Source organism: Bacillus sp. ILBB4 (genome assembly GCF_035064545.1).
In the GTDB taxonomy this organism is placed as follows: domain Bacteria; phylum Bacillota; class Bacilli; order Bacillales; family Bacillaceae_H; genus Priestia.
Genome location: NZ_JAIQVD010000004.1, coordinates 218,458 through 233,109 on the forward strand (window position 1 = coordinate 218,458; position 14,652 = coordinate 233,109).

Below are 14,652 nucleotides of genomic sequence, written 5' to 3' on the forward strand. Positions count from 1 at the left end.
TTATTCGACTAGGTGTATTTATAAAAGCACCTGCTTGATTGTGCTTTTAAACTATACTCACGTTTTCCAATAATACAAAAAGGATAGATAGAGCATTCTTATGACGCTCATCTATCCTTCATTTTTATCCTATATAATGTTTAACGCTATACAGGCGTTTATCACTATTTCCTAACAAGTATCTGATTTTTGATACAGCTAGCATATAAAAGTTATTCTTCTACTTTGTATTTTTCTTTTTTTCGAATAAACGGCCACCAGTTTCCTTCTCCAAGCGTTACGACAATCGCTGGCATAAGAAGCGGAAGAATGACAAGGCCATAAAGTAAAAGACCAATAATAACAACCGTTGCTACATGAACAAGTGTTAATACACCCGATGGCATCATAGCCCCAAACGTTCCGGCTAAGATAATAGCAGCAGTGATAATAACCGACCCCATCTTACTCATAGACGTAACCATCCCTACTGCTACGCCGCTTTTTACTTCTTCGTTAAAACGGTCTAACAAGAAAATAGAATAGTCAATTCCAAGGGCAACTAAAATAACAAAACTAAAGAATGGCACGGCCCAGCTGATTCCGTCATTCCCCATTATATCCACGAATAGAAGCTCTGAGATTCCCATTGCTGTATAATACGTAAGCAGCAGTGAAGCAATCATGTATACAGGCATTATCATTGAACGGAATAAAATGGTCAGCACAATAAACAATCCAATCATCATAATAACCATTGTGCGTGAAAGATCCGTTGTAGATAAATCTTTTAAATCCGCATTTGAGCTCGATACCCCTCCGTACACAATTTCTGTATGCTCAAACGGCGTATCAACAACTTCGCTTGCCACCGCTTTTTCAATATTTTTTACGGTTGAAATGGCTTCTTCAGAATATGGATTTTGATCGAGCACTACACTGAGCTTAACTCCTTTTCCATCTGCAAAAGAATAGTTATCGATGGATTGTTTAAACCCTTTATCTTTCATCACTTCTGCTGGAAGATAAATACCCGTATCTCTAACTGTTGAGCTGTCACTCATGTTATCAAGCATATCTGTTGCTTTTGTTAAGCCATCTGAGATCTTCGTCAGTCCGTCATTCGCACTTTTAACTCCTTTTGCTAACTGATTGATACTGTCTGATAGCGTTCCAACTTGACCTTGCTGAGCTGAAAGATTCTCATTTGCTTGTTGGAGACCTGTTTGAATGGAAGTAATCTGTTTACTGATTGCAACAAGCTGCGGGACCGCTTGCTGCACATTTCCTGTTGTAGAGAGCTGTGTGCTGACAAGCTGCAGCTGTTGATTAATTTGAGCTAATCCGTCTGCAGCAGGTGCAAGCGACCCGCCAGATTTCTCTTTAGAAGCAGAACCCGTTTGGTCAGCTATTTGATTTAGCCCTTTTTCAACATCACTTAATCCTTTTTGTACATCTCCGATTCCTTTAACAGCATCTTTGATTCCGTCTGATACAGAGCCTAGCTGTGAATTAACATATAAATCATCAATCTTTTCTCCGGTAGGCTGTGTGATAGTCATAACAGAATCCACGTGATCCACTTTTTCAATTGCTTTGCTGATATTTCCTAAATAAGGAATAACATCCGCCTTTGTTAACTCTTTATCTCCTTTAATAATAACATTGACAGGAAACGCTTTTCCTTCTCCCAGTGCATCACTGATAGCATTTAGTCCTTTTATAGATTTATAATCACTGCTTATTTCAGCAGTAGAGTCAAACGATACTTTTGAGTCGTACGTTACAATAAAAGGCACGGTAATAATGGCTGTAATGACTAAAAACACGAACGGTCGCGCCACTGCCTTTTTTCCTAAAAAGCCCCACAGCTTATTATCGCTATGAGAAGCCACTTTTTTAGACGGCCAAAATAATTTTTCTCCAAGTGTAACCATAAAAAGTGGAAGCAGAGTAAATAAAATGACTAGCAGTACACCTACGCCCACTGCTACCCCGACAGCGGACTGGAAAATGGCAAACTTGGCAAATCCGATGGCTGCAAAACCAATAAATACGGCAATTCCGCTGATAAATAGCGTTCTTCCTGCTGTCCGATAAGCCGTGATCGTGGCTTCTACTTTATCATGTCCGTTTGCCAATTCTTCACGGAAACGATTAAGTAAAAGAATGCAGTAATCCGTACCAATTCCAAACAAAATAGCTACTAAGAACGTTTGCGTGAACGTTGAAATTGGAAAATCGACATTTTTAACTAAAATCCCTAGTAACGATTGACTGATTAAGTATGTGATTCCCACAATTAAAATAGGAATAAACGGCGTCACTACTGAACGGAAAACGAGTAAAAGCAAACCTAAAATCAAAAAGATAGTAATAAACTCGGTTTTCTTTAACCCTTCTTCTGAACTGTGTGCAAAATCCTGATTAATAAGAGATGCACCTGTTACATATGCCGTAATGTCTTTTGGCACGTTATCATAAATCTGATTCGCTATTTTTTCAACTTTTTCATCCGATCCACTGACAGTAACCGGAACTAAAACGGTTTTTTTGTCTTTAGACATTAATTGATTACGAACATCTTTATCATCTGTTAAAGGCGTTGTGACATCTTTTACACCTTTAATTTTCTCTGTCTTATCAATGATTTTCTGTATTTGTTTCTCACTATCTTTATCTAATGCGTTATCTAACTTGATAACCATGCTGATGGTATTACTGTCTTCTCCGGCATTTTTTAGAATTTGGCTGGCTCTAGATGAAACGGCATCGTCGGGAAGCTGAGACTGTCCTTTTTCACTTGCGAGCTTTGTTAAATTTGGTGCCGTTAGCATCAATATAACTGTTAAAGCTAAAATGAAGGCCGCAATCACCCATTTAAATTTCACAATAAATTTCATTCTTTGCTTTCCCCTTTTGTAGTTAACTTTTCTTTTGCCATTGTAAGAATTTCAATAAATGTATCTATTTTTTCTTCTTCTACATCATCAAACAAATTCTCAATGATACTAAAACACGCGGCATTTCCGTCATTTATTACCTTTTCGCCTTCAGCCGTAATCTTAATAAGCTTAGAACGTTTATCGCTCTCTAGTTCATTAGCGTCCCACTCCACAAGCCCTTTTTCGAGCAGTTTTTTGATTCGATTCGAAATGGCACTTTTATGAACACCTTGCAAGACTGCAAGACTGCCAGGTGAAGACGGACCTTTAATCATTAAACTATTTAACAAATCAAACTGCTGCCTAGAGACATGTTCAAAGAGGTTATGGCTGATCTCTCTATGAATTACTTCTGTTCCTACAAACAGCACTTCTTCAAAAAGTTCTACAGCTTGATATAATTTGCTTTTTGTCACTGTTTCTCTCCTTTATTCATTTAGTTTATAGGTATAAACTATTCAACTTTAAAAATAGTTTATAGGACTAAACTTTATTCTGTCAATAAATTTATGTCCGACTGTCTTCATATATGATAAAGATAAATAGAAATCCCAAAAGATACCGCTTACATCATCTTTTTTGGTTGTCAAAGCTCCATCACTTAAGTATTATTAGTAATTGACTTCTTTTCAAGGAGATATAAATTTTATACACAGAAAGGGTGATCACACATGAATACAATGCATGCTAATGAGCAGGTCAGTAAGAAAGATTCCTTTCCAATTGCTCTCATCTCGTTGACTCTTGGAGCTTTTGCTATTGGAATGACGGAATTTGTTATTATGGGGATACTGCCTAACGTTGCGGAAGACCTTCATGTTAGCATTTCGACTGCTGGCCAGCTAATTACAAGCTATGCTTTAGGAGTAGCAATCGGCGCGCCAATTTTAACCATTTTTACTCATCGACTTCCTCAAAAGCTTCTGCTTTGTTTACTTATGCTTTTATTTATTCTCGGAAATGCAATTGCTATTATTGCACCCAGCTATGGAATTTTAATGGCAGCTCGTTTAGTTACGGCATTATGTCACGGTACTTTCTTTGGAGTAGGCGCTGTTATTGCTTCACGACTCGTACAACCTCATAAACGTGCAAGTGCTGTCGCAACGATGATGGCAGGTTTAACCATTGCAAATATCATCGGGGTTCCTGTGGGAACATTTATTGGGCAACACTTAGGCTGGAGAGCTTCATTCGGGGCTATTACGATCATGGGGATTATTGCATTTATTGGTATTATTCTGTTTATTCCAAAGCTTGGTCAAGACAAATTAACGGGTCTAAAACAGCAGTTTGCTGCTTTTACTCAACCAAAACTTCTTGTGATGCTTCTTTTAAGCGCAATAGGATGCGGCAGTTTATTTACTGTTTTTACGTACATTACACCGCTTCTTGAAGATGTTACAGGAGTAAGTGAACATAGCGTTACGTGGATACTTGTATTATATGGATGCGGCGTTACGCTCGGAAACGTTGTTGGAGGCAAGCTTGCAGACTGGAAGTTAATGCCTTCGGTTGTAGGTATATTTGCTTTTCTTTGTATTGTGCTGACTATTTTTACGTTTACCGTTAAAAGCCCAACAGCAGCAATTATCACGCTTTTTTTCTGGGGAGCAGCAGCATTTGCTGTAATGCCTGGTATTCAAGTAAAAATTATGAACTTAGCACAGGAAGCACCTGCTTTAGCTTCTACTTCGAATCACTCGTTTGCTAACTTAGGAAATGCTTTTGGCGCCTTTTTCGGGGGCGTGATTATTAATCATATGGGACTTACTTCACTTCCTTGGGTCGGCGCCATTTTTGTAGGAACGGCTTTTGTTATCAGCACTTGTCTTTTTATTGTGGAAACACGCAAAAAACATAGTGAACAATCGTCCTAATTCTCTAACAACCGAACAAAAAATAAAAAAAGAGCCTTTCTTTGCTGAAAGGCTCTTTTTTTATTTTTAACTCGCTTTTTTCATTTCTTTACTTGTTAATCGACTGTGTTTACGAGAATAACCGACATATACAAATATACCAAGCACAATCCATATGCTAAAATACAGCCATGTTGTTTTAGGAAGATTAATCATTAAAAATAAACAAGATAATACAGATAAAATTGGTAAAACAGGTACAAACGGCATTGTAAATCCACGTTTTAAAGTTGGGTGCGTTTTACGTAAGATGATAATGCTGACGCCCACCATGCCGAAAGTTAAAAGAGCTCCGATATTTGCTAAATTCGCAAGTTCTTTTAGATCAATAAACCCTGAAATTAACGCTCCGATAATCCCTACTAGCCAAGTAGAAAGAGTCGGAACTCCTGTTTTCTCATTTGTTTTAGCAAATGCTTTTGGCAGCAAGCCGTCGCGGCTCATGGAGAATAAAATGCGTGTTGCTGCATAAATGTAGGCGAAAATAACAGCCATGATTCCAATGACAGCTCCTGCAGCAATAACTCCTGCCACTGCATTTTGTCCTACTGAATGGAGAACATAGGCCATTGCTTCTGGGACATTCAGTTCTTTGTACGAAACAACTCCGGTCATAACAAGGCATACTGCTACATAAATAATCGTGCAGATCACAAGTGAACTAATAATTCCAATGGGCAAATTGCGCTGCGGATTCTTTACTTCTTCTGCTGATGTAGATAAGGCATCAAAACCTAAGAAAGCAAAAAATACGGCCGCGCCCCCTGTCACAACACCTTCAATTCCATAAGGCATAAAAGGAGTCCAATTAGACGGTTTTACATAAAAAGCTCCTACAATAATAAAGAGAAGGATAATAAATAATTTAACCAGCACCATAAAGTTATTCACTTTTTTACTTTCTTTTGTTCCTCTTGAAAGCAGCCATGTAATAAGAAGTGTAATACAAATAGCAGGAAGGTTCACTAGACCTCCATTTGCAGGGATCGTAATCAATTCTTTTGGCAGTGAAAAACCGAAGCCTTCTAAAAAGTTGTTAAAATAAGAAGACCATCCATTTGCTACTGCTGACATTGTTAACAAATAGACAGAAAGCAACGTCCAGCCCATTAAGTGTGCTACCACTTCGCCGATGGTTGCATATGTATAGGTGTAAACACTCCCAGATACAGGTATAGTTGAAGCAAATTCCGCATAGCACAGCGCTGCAAAACCGCATACAATAGAAGCCAATATAAAAGAAAAAATAACGGCTGGTCCAGCATCGTTAGCAGCTACTAAGCCTGTTAATACTAAAACCCCTGTTCCTATTACGGCTCCAATACCAAGAAGAGTCAAATCGAATGCTCCTAATGTTTTGACTAGAGATTTGTTTTGACTTTGTTCTAATAATTGCTCGATTGACTTCTTTTTAAATAGTTTTCCCATTGCACTCTCTCCTCTCTGTTGCCACTCATCCCTTAAAAAAACTTGAAAATGACGTTTTCCCTATTTGGCTGCGCGTTTTTACTTCAGATACAGAAGTAATTATATAGAAATAATTACTAACTTGTCTATTAGTATACTAATATCATTATATATATTTCAAGAGTTTTTGTAAGCGATTTCTTAATATTGCTCTATTTTGGATTTATAAACTAAATAAAGAGATTATCATTGTGCTTATGTATAATAAGTTTGAATAAAAATAATATTCTAAAAAATTATTTTATGTGTTTTTAGATAACTTTTTTACTAACTATCTTCAGATATAAATTCCTGACCTAGAGATTATTTACAGAACAATGAATGTTTTATCTTACCGGGTGTTATAATGATGAAAACTGAAGTGTATGAAGGGCGGAGAGAGATGCTTAACTTACTTATTGGCTGTATTTTACTAGCATTAGGAGTGTACTTTATGTTTAAATTTCTTTTTTACTCTCCTTCTAAAAAAAAGCGAGATCAGCAGAACATGAACAAACCATCAGATGAGGCTTCAGCTTCATCCCGTACAAACGATTCGAATGGAATAAGATAAATTTTTTTATAAAATACCGGCGTTTGTCTAAGGCAAAAGTTATACTGCTGATATATATTATCTTATACCCTTCTAGTTCAATATTCCCTTCATTTTGGTGTAAGACAAGATGAAGGGAATCACTATACGACTTAAAAAAATCGGATTTTTCTATTTAGTAAGGTAAATAGCTTCAATAAACTCTGTTTGAATTCTTTTCTTTATTCAAGTGTACAGCTGCCTCTTCCACACTTACTGTTCCTATATTTTTCTTCCCGTGCTTTCGCATAGCAAGCGATTCATTTTCCACTTCTTTATCTCCTATCACGGCCATATAAGGAACTTTCTGCATTTCTGCTTCTCGAATTTTCAGCCCTATTTTTTCAATGCGATCGTCTACTTCAACACGATACCCTTTTAACTCCAGCTCGTGTTTCACTTTATATGCATATTCCACATGCGGCGGTGCAATAGGCAATAGTTTGAGTTGAACAGGAGCTAACCAAAGAGGAAATTGACCTTCGTAATGTTCAATCAAGATGGCCATAAATCGTTCAACGGAACCGTATATAGCGCGGTGAATCATTACGGGACGATGAGGTTTATTGTCTTCTCCAATATACATACAGTCAAACTTCTCTGGCATTAAGAAATCAAGCTGAACTGTTCCGCACTGCCAGCTGCGACCTAATGAATCTAAAATATGAAAATCGATTTTCGGCCCATAAAAAGCTCCGTCTCCTTCATTCACCTGATAGTCTAAGCCTTTTTCACTTAACACAGATTGAAGCGACTTTTCTGCTTGGTTCCATGTTTCAATATTTCCCATGAATTTTTCAGGTCGTGTGGATAGCTCCACTTTGTAATCGAAGCCAAAATGTGAGTAAAAGTCATGGATAAACGCTAGAATGCGGCTAATCTCAGCTTCGATCTGACTGAGTTCTACGAATAAATGAGCGTCGTCCTGTGTGAATGAACGGACTCTTAGCAATCCGTTTAAAGACCCAGAAAGCTCGTGACGGTGAACTAATCCAAGCTCTGCGTATCGAATCGGAAGTTCTCGGTAGCTTCTTCGCTTGCTGTTAAACAATAAAATGGCTCCCGGACAATTCATCGGTTTAATCGCATAGTTATGTTCGTCAACATTTGAAAAATACATATTCTCATGATAGTGCTCCCAGTGCCCTGATTGTTCCCAGAGTTCCTGTTTCATCATGATGGGTGTTTTTATTTCTTGATAGCCTGCTTTATAATGCTTTTGTTTCCAGTAGTTCTCTAACTCGTTTCGAATAATCATTCCGTTAGGTAAGAAAAATGGCATACCAGGAGCTTCTTCCATTGACATAAACAGCTCCAGTTCTTGACCTAATTTTTGATGATTTCGCTTTTCTGCTTCCATTTGTTTTGACATGTTCATTCCTCCAATATGTTTTTATTCAACAAAAAAACCGCACTCATTCCTAGTAAAGGGACGAATGCGGCCGTGGTACCACCCTAATTCCGTAAAATACCCATACGTATTTTACGCTTAAAAAGATAACGGTTTTACCGGTTGCGGTTTCAGTGTATACACATTCCCCGCCGCAGCTCCAAGGTGGTAAATTCATCTCGTTTTCTAAGGGTTCTCAGCCAGTGACCCTACTCTCTGTAAAGAAAATTCAAAAATGATTCATGTCCTTTTCATTGCTTGTATATTCTTTTTTCTACATAAAAAACCGCACTCATCCCTAGTGAAGGGACGAATGCGGCCGTGGTACCACCCTAATTCCGTAAAATACCCATACGTATTTTACGCTTAAAAAGATAACGGTTTTACCGATTGCAGTTTCAGTTATGCACGTTCCCTGCAATAGCTCTAAGGTGGTAAATTAGATGTTTTCTTAAGGGCTCTCAGCCAGTGGCCCTATTCTCTGCGAAGAAAACAGCATCTAATTCGTGTCCTTTTCATTGCCAAATACTGTTTATTAGTTGTTAAAAGCGATTATAGTGTATAAATTTAACAGAAGTCAAGAAGTAATTTTTTATTTTTTAATGGTATAGAATTACTTTATGCTTGAATTATTGAAAAGTTACTTAAGAATACACTGACTTAAAAAGTTTTTTATTATACTATTAACAACTACCTTCCATTCTTATTTTCACAGCAATAAAGCGCAAAAGAAAGATATCATAAGTCCTTCTTTGTTTTATCTAAGCGGTATTAACGAAGTTAAATCCAATACTATCCCAAATCAGAACAAGCAACATAGCCCAAGCATCATCCGTTTTTTATTTATATACTAAAATATTAAATATACCTTTTTCTGCTCACGCAAATAGTTAACTTAAATCCGTAGAAACTATTTTTTATCTATCTTTAGACGGAAGCTCATCATGCATGCTTCCACTTTGCGGAAAAATCCGTTTTGTACTGATTTGTTCTTTAAGAATAACATCAAGCTGCCGCTGAATTTTCCTTGTTTCATTTGTCGAAAAATACGGGTGAGCCAGATTTACTGTTTCTAACGGATCCTTGGTCAAATTGTACATTTCAATTTGATCGGGAACACGTGTTGTTTTGAGGGTGGTAAGACTTACAGGGTAACCTTCATATTGCTCCCGGTGGTTGACTTTATCTTTTTCGTCAGCTGCTGACCAAAATTGCAGATTATCATAATAGCGAGCGTATTTCCAAATTTCCTTTCCTGCCGCTGACGAAAACTCGACAATGACTGCTTGAATGTGATTAGGCTGAACAACTGACGGGTAGCTTTCTCCTAAAAAATTTGTTTGGTGAAGTCCTTTTGTCGGGTCATCATCCGTCATGAAGAAAATCGGTGTTTGCTCTTGCTCAAGAGACGACTCTCTTCGAAGTATACCTGACAGGTCTCGCCCAACAAATGGATGTACTTCCGTATGACTTTTTTGTAATTGCTTTTGAACAGCCGAAGCATCGATATTAGCTAAACTAAGCATTGTCGGGATCAAGTCAACGTGACTAGTCATCAGGTCTGTACGTTGATAATTGGGAAATAAACATTTGTTGTGAATGAGAAGCGGAACGTGAATAGATTCTTCATACATGTTGTACCATTTTTGGTGTAGTCCCCCGTGAGCTCCAAGCAAATCACCATGATCAGAGGTAAAAATAATAATTGTATTTTCATAGAACGAAGATTGTTCCATGGTCCGAAGAACTTTTAAAATTTGTTTATCAACATTTTTTTGCAGCTGATAATACAAGCGCCGGTAGAAGCTAGAATTTGGAGTTGGCTGCAGCGCTTTTGGATAGATGTATTTATAGCTGCTTTGAGCGCTAGGCTTTGTTTGTAAAGGTTCTCTAATGGTAGCTGGCGGATCGATGTTTGGAATCGTCTCATCAATAGAAAACTGAAACATAGGAAGGTGTTTGGTAATCGCTCCGAACAGCGCAATGTCATGCGGGTTCACAAATGAAGCTACCATAAGCCAAGGCTGCGCAGGCGCTTGATGTTCTAATCGTTGAATAAGCTCTATGATTTCCTCTGCATATATTTCGTCTCGTCCGCTCACTCCAACGGCCGCGGATGAACCAGAATTGTGCGGGTTTCTCCCTTCCGGTTCTGGACCAATCCACCCTGAAAACCCAAACTTTTCAAGCTTATTAGCCTGTTGATAGAGGCACTCTTTCTCTAGATCCGGTATTCCTGTTTGCATCTGGTAGCTAGAAAAAACGTTATGTGTTCCTGGAATTAAGATGTTCTCATCAGAAATATGCCATTTTCCTTTATAAAAGGTTTGATACCCAGCCTTCTTAAAATAATCTCCCATCGTTGGGACGGTATTAGGCTGCAGCCAAAACATATCAGGATCTTGTGACTTCTTTGCGATACCTTGCGTTTGCGTAACTCCATGGAAGGAAGGGTATTGTCCTGTAAACAATGTAGCTCGACTTGGTGAACAGGCTGTAGAACCGACGTAGTGACGAGTAAACTCCATTCCATGCTGTTTTAAAAATTCATGTGCTTTTAAATGTTTTTTTCTCCACTTTTTTAGTTCTTTACTTTCATATAAGGGTGGAAATCGCTCCTCGTCCACGATAATCAACAAAAAATTAGGCTGCTTCTGCATGTTTACTCCTCCGCGTGTTTATCAAATTTTCTGTATTGATAAACTATGTAAAAAGCACTTTTTTTAGAAGAACGGAGTACGGTTCATGGCTTTTTATACTCAAACAAAAAAAGACTTGGAGGATTTCTCTAAGTCTTTCATAGCTCGTTTCAATACGATATTCCTTATTTTTTGTAAGCTTTTAGCTGCTGATTTCGTTTATAGGTGCCAATGATACTAGGTATACCTACAATTATACTTATCATAAAACTCCACATCATGTAGCGCCAATCCCTGTAAAAAGCGCTACTCCCATAAAAAAAACGAGCTGACCAGCAAGAGCTAACCATGAAGCTATCCAAGCAAACATCATATTCTCTTTCACGTTATCACCTCATATTTTTAAGTATGAATGACTTCTTATATTTTACCATAAAATTCTAATTTTAAAGGTTGTTCTACTGTTTATTTTATGTACATAACTAAAAAAGCTAATAGCAGCGCGCAGCTAGCCATTAGCTTTTTCATCATTTTGCAAATACATGATGGCCTATTTTAATTGTTTCTTGTTTTTGGCGCAGCCATTGATCTCCCGTTTTATCAGGATTAAAGAAGAATAATGAACCTTTTCCTTGACCTTGAAAGTTAATTGCTTCTTCTACAGCTTTTTTTGAATCTGTGTCTGCAGGTTTATTAATTTGACCGTTGCTGACCGGACTATACTGACCTTTTTGATAAATAACGCCTTTTACAGTGTCCGGGAATTTGCTGCTGTCGACTCTGTTTAATACAACTGTCGCCACGGCTACTTTGCCTGCATAAGGCTCTCCTTTGGCTTCAGCTGATACAAGACGAGCTAATAATTCTTTATCATTTTTATTTACTTGAATGTGCTGTTCATGAGCGGGTTCTGCAGCAAATGCTGAGTAACCTGCACCAAAACTTGGGATAAGCATTGCTATAGCAATCACTAGTTTCTTTATCATAAAAATAAAAAGCCTCCTTGCTATTTCTTGACGTGGTTCATATGCTAGCAGAAATATAGGAGTCTTTCATTACAAAAAATTATCCAGTTCCAAAAGAAATTGGATGTTATTGTCTTCTTCAAACAATCTTTAGCTTATAAAACTGGACCTTTTATGATTACGTATTAGTTGCACTTCTAAATCTTAAAGAAATTATATTTTTTCTGTTTGAAATATAAAGTTTGAACTGTATATTTCCTTAACTACTGAAGAAAGAATATCAATTCCTTTCTTTAACTCCTCATCTGCAGCAGTAAGACTTATGCGAATGCACTCCCGGTTGTGAGAAGAAGATTGGCTACCGTGAAAGAATGACCCGCCTGGCACTACAATCAAGTTTTCTGCTTTTAATTTATTGTATAGATCGGTATCACTGAAAGGCAAACCTTCTAACCAAAGCCAACCAAATAACGAACCTTCCGCTTTGTGCAAATACCAAGGAATATCATCCGGCATACGTATAGTTAAAAGATTTTTTAAATAGTCATGTTTTTGTTTATAATGAGTTCTTATATGGGTAGCTGAAATTCCGGCTAACTGCCCGCTTTTTAAGGTGCTAACCACCATTCGCTGACCTAACCTAGAAGAGTGAATCAAAATATTTGATTGAAATGCTTCCATTACTTTTATGAAGTCACTTTTTCCTATAGCAATTCCTATTCTCTCTCCAGGCAATCCGGCTTTAGAAAGACTCATGCAGTGAATGATATTATCATGTATGATTGGATCCATTTCAATAAAATTAATAGCAGGAAAAGGCGGTGCGTAAGCTGAATCAATTAGCAATGGAATGTGATAGTCCTTGCACACTTGGGATATAAGCTGTACGGATTCTTCAGAAAGAATGTTGCCGCTTGGGTTATTAGGTCTTGATAATACAACAGCTCCGACGTCTGGGTCCTGAGCTATTTTATCTTTAAATGCTTGTTTGTTAAATTCATAACGAAACGTATGATGATCAAGCTTTGAGAGGATAGGAGGAATTCCTTCTATTACACCTTCCTCAAGCGCGACTCCACTATACCCAGCGTAATCTGGCAGCATAGGTATTAATGCTTTTTTTACTCTTCCTTCTTTACTTGTACCGCAAAACGAATTTAAAGCTAAAAAAAAGAGATTTTGACTTCCCGAAGTGATCAAGACTTGTTCTCTGTCCAGTTTAATACGATAATTCGTAAAGAAATATTCTCTTATGCAATCAATTAATTCATGCGTACCGTAACTAGAACCATATTGGCTAATCAAATTTTTTAATTGTTTGTCGTTCACAATATCCTTTAAAGCTTCTTCCCACATTTCATAAACTTGAGGGAGAATGGCGGGGTTGCCAGCACTTAAATTCACATATTGATTAAGATTGGAATTGAGCACTTCTTGGATATCATGCATAATAGCGCGAACGCCTACTTTATTAGTCATTTTGTTTCCTATTTTACTTAAATGCAAAGCAGTCACTAGTGCACCTTCTCCTTAAAGATTATGGTCATCGAATAGTAAGTATGGAACTTCAATCTTTTTATTTTGCTGATTAATAAAGTAATTGTCCGGGATAATAAATTTATCATCGTTCTCACTAGGTAATAAGTATTTTCGAACATAATGTTCAGCTTCTTCTTTATAGTCAAGGTCACTTTGAATCGTTTCAAGTTCTTCAATTTCTTTTACTAAAAGATCCAGTTCTTTTAAGCATATGTCTAAATCTAAATAAGCATGGTCTCCTTTTCGGGATATTGAACGCCCATTTGCAACTAACCAGCTAAAAAGAAAAAATCCTGTTCCAGAATCAAAGTTTCGGGGTGCATTATGCTGACTAGGGTATCTTAAAAGTCGTTCAAAGAGAACAAATTCCGTTATCTCTTCCCAAAAAGGATATTTTCTTTTATGAAGAGTCAGCACCGTCTGGCAATCTACTTTAACTTCTTCTAGTATGCCTGCAAAAAAATTCATTTTCGCCTGTATATGTTGGTCAAAAGGTTTATTTCCGCAGTGATGGTAATAATCATGCAGATATCCCCAAATCACCCTTGCCTGATAAGTGTCTTCTCTATTCATAGTATGAGATTTAAAGTTAAAATCAGGAAAGATAGAATACGCTCTTTTTAATGTATCCTGATTGTATATGCTGTGAAATTTATTAAAGAAAAATATCGCGAAGTTTTGACTTGTTACCTTTTCTTTTGTCTTTACATTCTCAGGGAAAAATACAATACACTTCCCTTCCATAAATCCTTGAGTACCAGCTAACAGCTTTAAAGATTCACATCCATTTTTAGGATGAGGAAGGTCTGCTTCAATGGATTTCATGATTTCAGGTTCATCACGAACGGCGATAAAGGCTTCTAAATAAAACCCTCTTTTTGTAGGGCCATTAGGCGTTACAATCGGTCCTAAAAAGAACGTCGCCTCCCCGTTTGCAGGCGGGCTATAAGCAATTAACGTTTGATCAAAATAAGGAGCTTGATCGAGTCCTCTTTCAATCCAATCACATACGTCATTTTTTAATGCATTCCACACTACAGGTAAATTTAAAGAGTTATATATTGTTTCAGTTTCAGCAACTACTTTTAATAAGAGTTCTCTAGCTTTTTCGTAATTTCTTTTGACCTCTCCATTTGGGCCCTGATATTTTCTTATCTCATATAGAGCAGGTACTATTTTATCATTTAATAACTCCACTAAACTTTGGGTATGATTTTTTGTTAACATGATTAAAACCC

10 protein-coding genes and 2 other annotated features are annotated in these 14,652 nt (G+C 37.2%); of the genes, 2 read left to right on the forward strand and 8 right to left on the reverse strand.

Going from position 1 to position 14,652, the window contains the following annotated elements:
• Nucleotides 1-212: 212 nt before the first annotated feature.
• Both LAV82_RS18230 and LAV82_RS18235 read right to left on the reverse strand, forming a co-directional pair.
• A complete protein-coding gene (locus LAV82_RS18230) occupies nucleotides 213-2,882 on the reverse strand; it encodes an MMPL family transporter (protein ID WP_499716663.1) in 2,670 nt (889 codons plus the stop codon).
• Complete coding sequence (locus tag LAV82_RS18235; RefSeq protein WP_013057096.1) at nucleotides 2,879-3,340, reverse strand: MarR family winged helix-turn-helix transcriptional regulator; 462 nt, start codon at nucleotides 3,338-3,340, stop codon at nucleotides 2,879-2,881. Before LAV82_RS18235 ends, LAV82_RS18230 begins: the two co-directional genes overlap by 4 nt.
• Before the next feature lie 255 nt (nucleotides 3,341-3,595).
• Here LAV82_RS18235 and LAV82_RS18240 point away from each other — a divergent pair, with 255 nt between their 5' ends.
• On the forward strand, nucleotides 3,596-4,804 hold the full coding sequence (locus tag LAV82_RS18240; protein ID WP_499716664.1) for an MFS transporter: 1,209 nt from the start codon (nucleotides 3,596-3,598) through the stop codon (nucleotides 4,802-4,804).
• Between the two features lie 66 nt (nucleotides 4,805-4,870).
• Here LAV82_RS18240 and LAV82_RS18245 read toward each other — a convergent pair whose 3' ends face one another.
• The gene (locus LAV82_RS18245; RefSeq protein WP_013057094.1) at nucleotides 4,871-6,271 is read right to left on the reverse strand and encodes an amino acid permease; all 1,401 of its coding nucleotides are present in this window, start codon (nucleotides 6,269-6,271) and stop codon (nucleotides 4,871-4,873) included.
• 388 nt (nucleotides 6,272-6,659) lie between these two features.
• Between LAV82_RS18245 and LAV82_RS18250 the strand changes: the two genes are divergently transcribed.
• Nucleotides 6,660-6,863: a hypothetical protein gene (locus LAV82_RS18250; protein WP_229754606.1), complete on the forward strand. Its 204-nt coding sequence runs from the start codon at nucleotides 6,660-6,662 to the stop codon at nucleotides 6,861-6,863.
• A 172-nt stretch (nucleotides 6,864-7,035) separates the two neighbouring features.
• Here the strand turns inward: LAV82_RS18250 and thrS are convergent, their stop codons facing one another.
• The 5 genes from thrS to LAV82_RS18275 all read right to left on the reverse strand — a co-directional run bounded on the left by thrS (nucleotide 7,036) and on the right by LAV82_RS18275 (nucleotide 14,641).
• The gene (gene thrS, locus LAV82_RS18255; RefSeq protein WP_499716665.1) at nucleotides 7,036-8,253 is read right to left on the reverse strand and encodes a threonine--tRNA ligase; all 1,218 of its coding nucleotides are present in this window, start codon (nucleotides 8,251-8,253) and stop codon (nucleotides 7,036-7,038) included.
• A gap of 53 nt (nucleotides 8,254-8,306) precedes the next feature.
• Nucleotides 8,307-8,535: a binding site (T-box leader), on the reverse strand.
• A 38-nt stretch (nucleotides 8,536-8,573) separates the two neighbouring features.
• Nucleotides 8,574-8,799, reverse strand: a binding site (T-box leader).
• A 389-nt stretch (nucleotides 8,800-9,188) separates the two neighbouring features.
• Nucleotides 9,189-10,931, reverse strand: coding sequence for a sulfatase family protein (locus tag LAV82_RS18260; RefSeq protein ID WP_499716666.1), 1,743 nt, complete (start codon nucleotides 10,929-10,931; stop codon nucleotides 9,189-9,191).
• A 506-nt stretch (nucleotides 10,932-11,437) separates the two neighbouring features.
• The gene (locus LAV82_RS18265) at nucleotides 11,438-11,896 is read right to left on the reverse strand and encodes a cell wall hydrolase (protein ID WP_211079336.1); all 459 of its coding nucleotides are present in this window, start codon (nucleotides 11,894-11,896) and stop codon (nucleotides 11,438-11,440) included.
• Between the two features lie 192 nt (nucleotides 11,897-12,088).
• Entirely contained in the window at nucleotides 12,089-13,390 is a 1,302-nt protein-coding gene (locus tag LAV82_RS18270) for a valine--pyruvate transaminase (protein ID WP_499716667.1), read from the reverse strand.
• Between the two features lie 15 nt (nucleotides 13,391-13,405).
• Complete coding sequence (locus LAV82_RS18275) at nucleotides 13,406-14,641, reverse strand: DUF6421 family protein (protein WP_097812478.1); 1,236 nt, start codon at nucleotides 14,639-14,641, stop codon at nucleotides 13,406-13,408.
• Nucleotides 14,642-14,652: the final 11 nt, after the last annotated feature.

Bases quoted from the DNA above. Each gene is read 5' to 3' on its own strand.
- LAV82_RS18250 (WP_229754606.1), top strand. From the start codon at position 6,660: ATGAAAACTGAAGTGTATGAAGGGCGGAGAGAGATGCTTAACTTACTT.
- LAV82_RS18230 (WP_499716663.1), bottom strand. From the start codon at position 2,882: ATGAAATTTATTGTGAAATTTAAATGGGTGATTGCGGCCTTCATTTTA.
- LAV82_RS18260 (WP_499716666.1), bottom strand. From the start codon at position 10,931: ATGCAGAAGCAGCCTAATTTTTTGTTGATTATCGTGGACGAGGAGCGA.
- LAV82_RS18240 (WP_499716664.1), top strand. From the start codon at position 3,596: ATGAATACAATGCATGCTAATGAGCAGGTCAGTAAGAAAGATTCCTTT.
- LAV82_RS18275 (WP_097812478.1), bottom strand. From the start codon at position 14,641: ATGTTAACAAAAAATCATACCCAAAGTTTAGTGGAGTTATTAAATGAT.
- thrS (WP_499716665.1), bottom strand. From the start codon at position 8,253: ATGTCAAAACAAATGGAAGCAGAAAAGCGAAATCATCAAAAATTAGGT.
- LAV82_RS18265 (WP_211079336.1), bottom strand. From the start codon at position 11,896: ATGATAAAGAAACTAGTGATTGCTATAGCAATGCTTATCCCAAGTTTT.
- LAV82_RS18245 (WP_013057094.1), bottom strand. From the start codon at position 6,271: ATGGGAAAACTATTTAAAAAGAAGTCAATCGAGCAATTATTAGAACAA.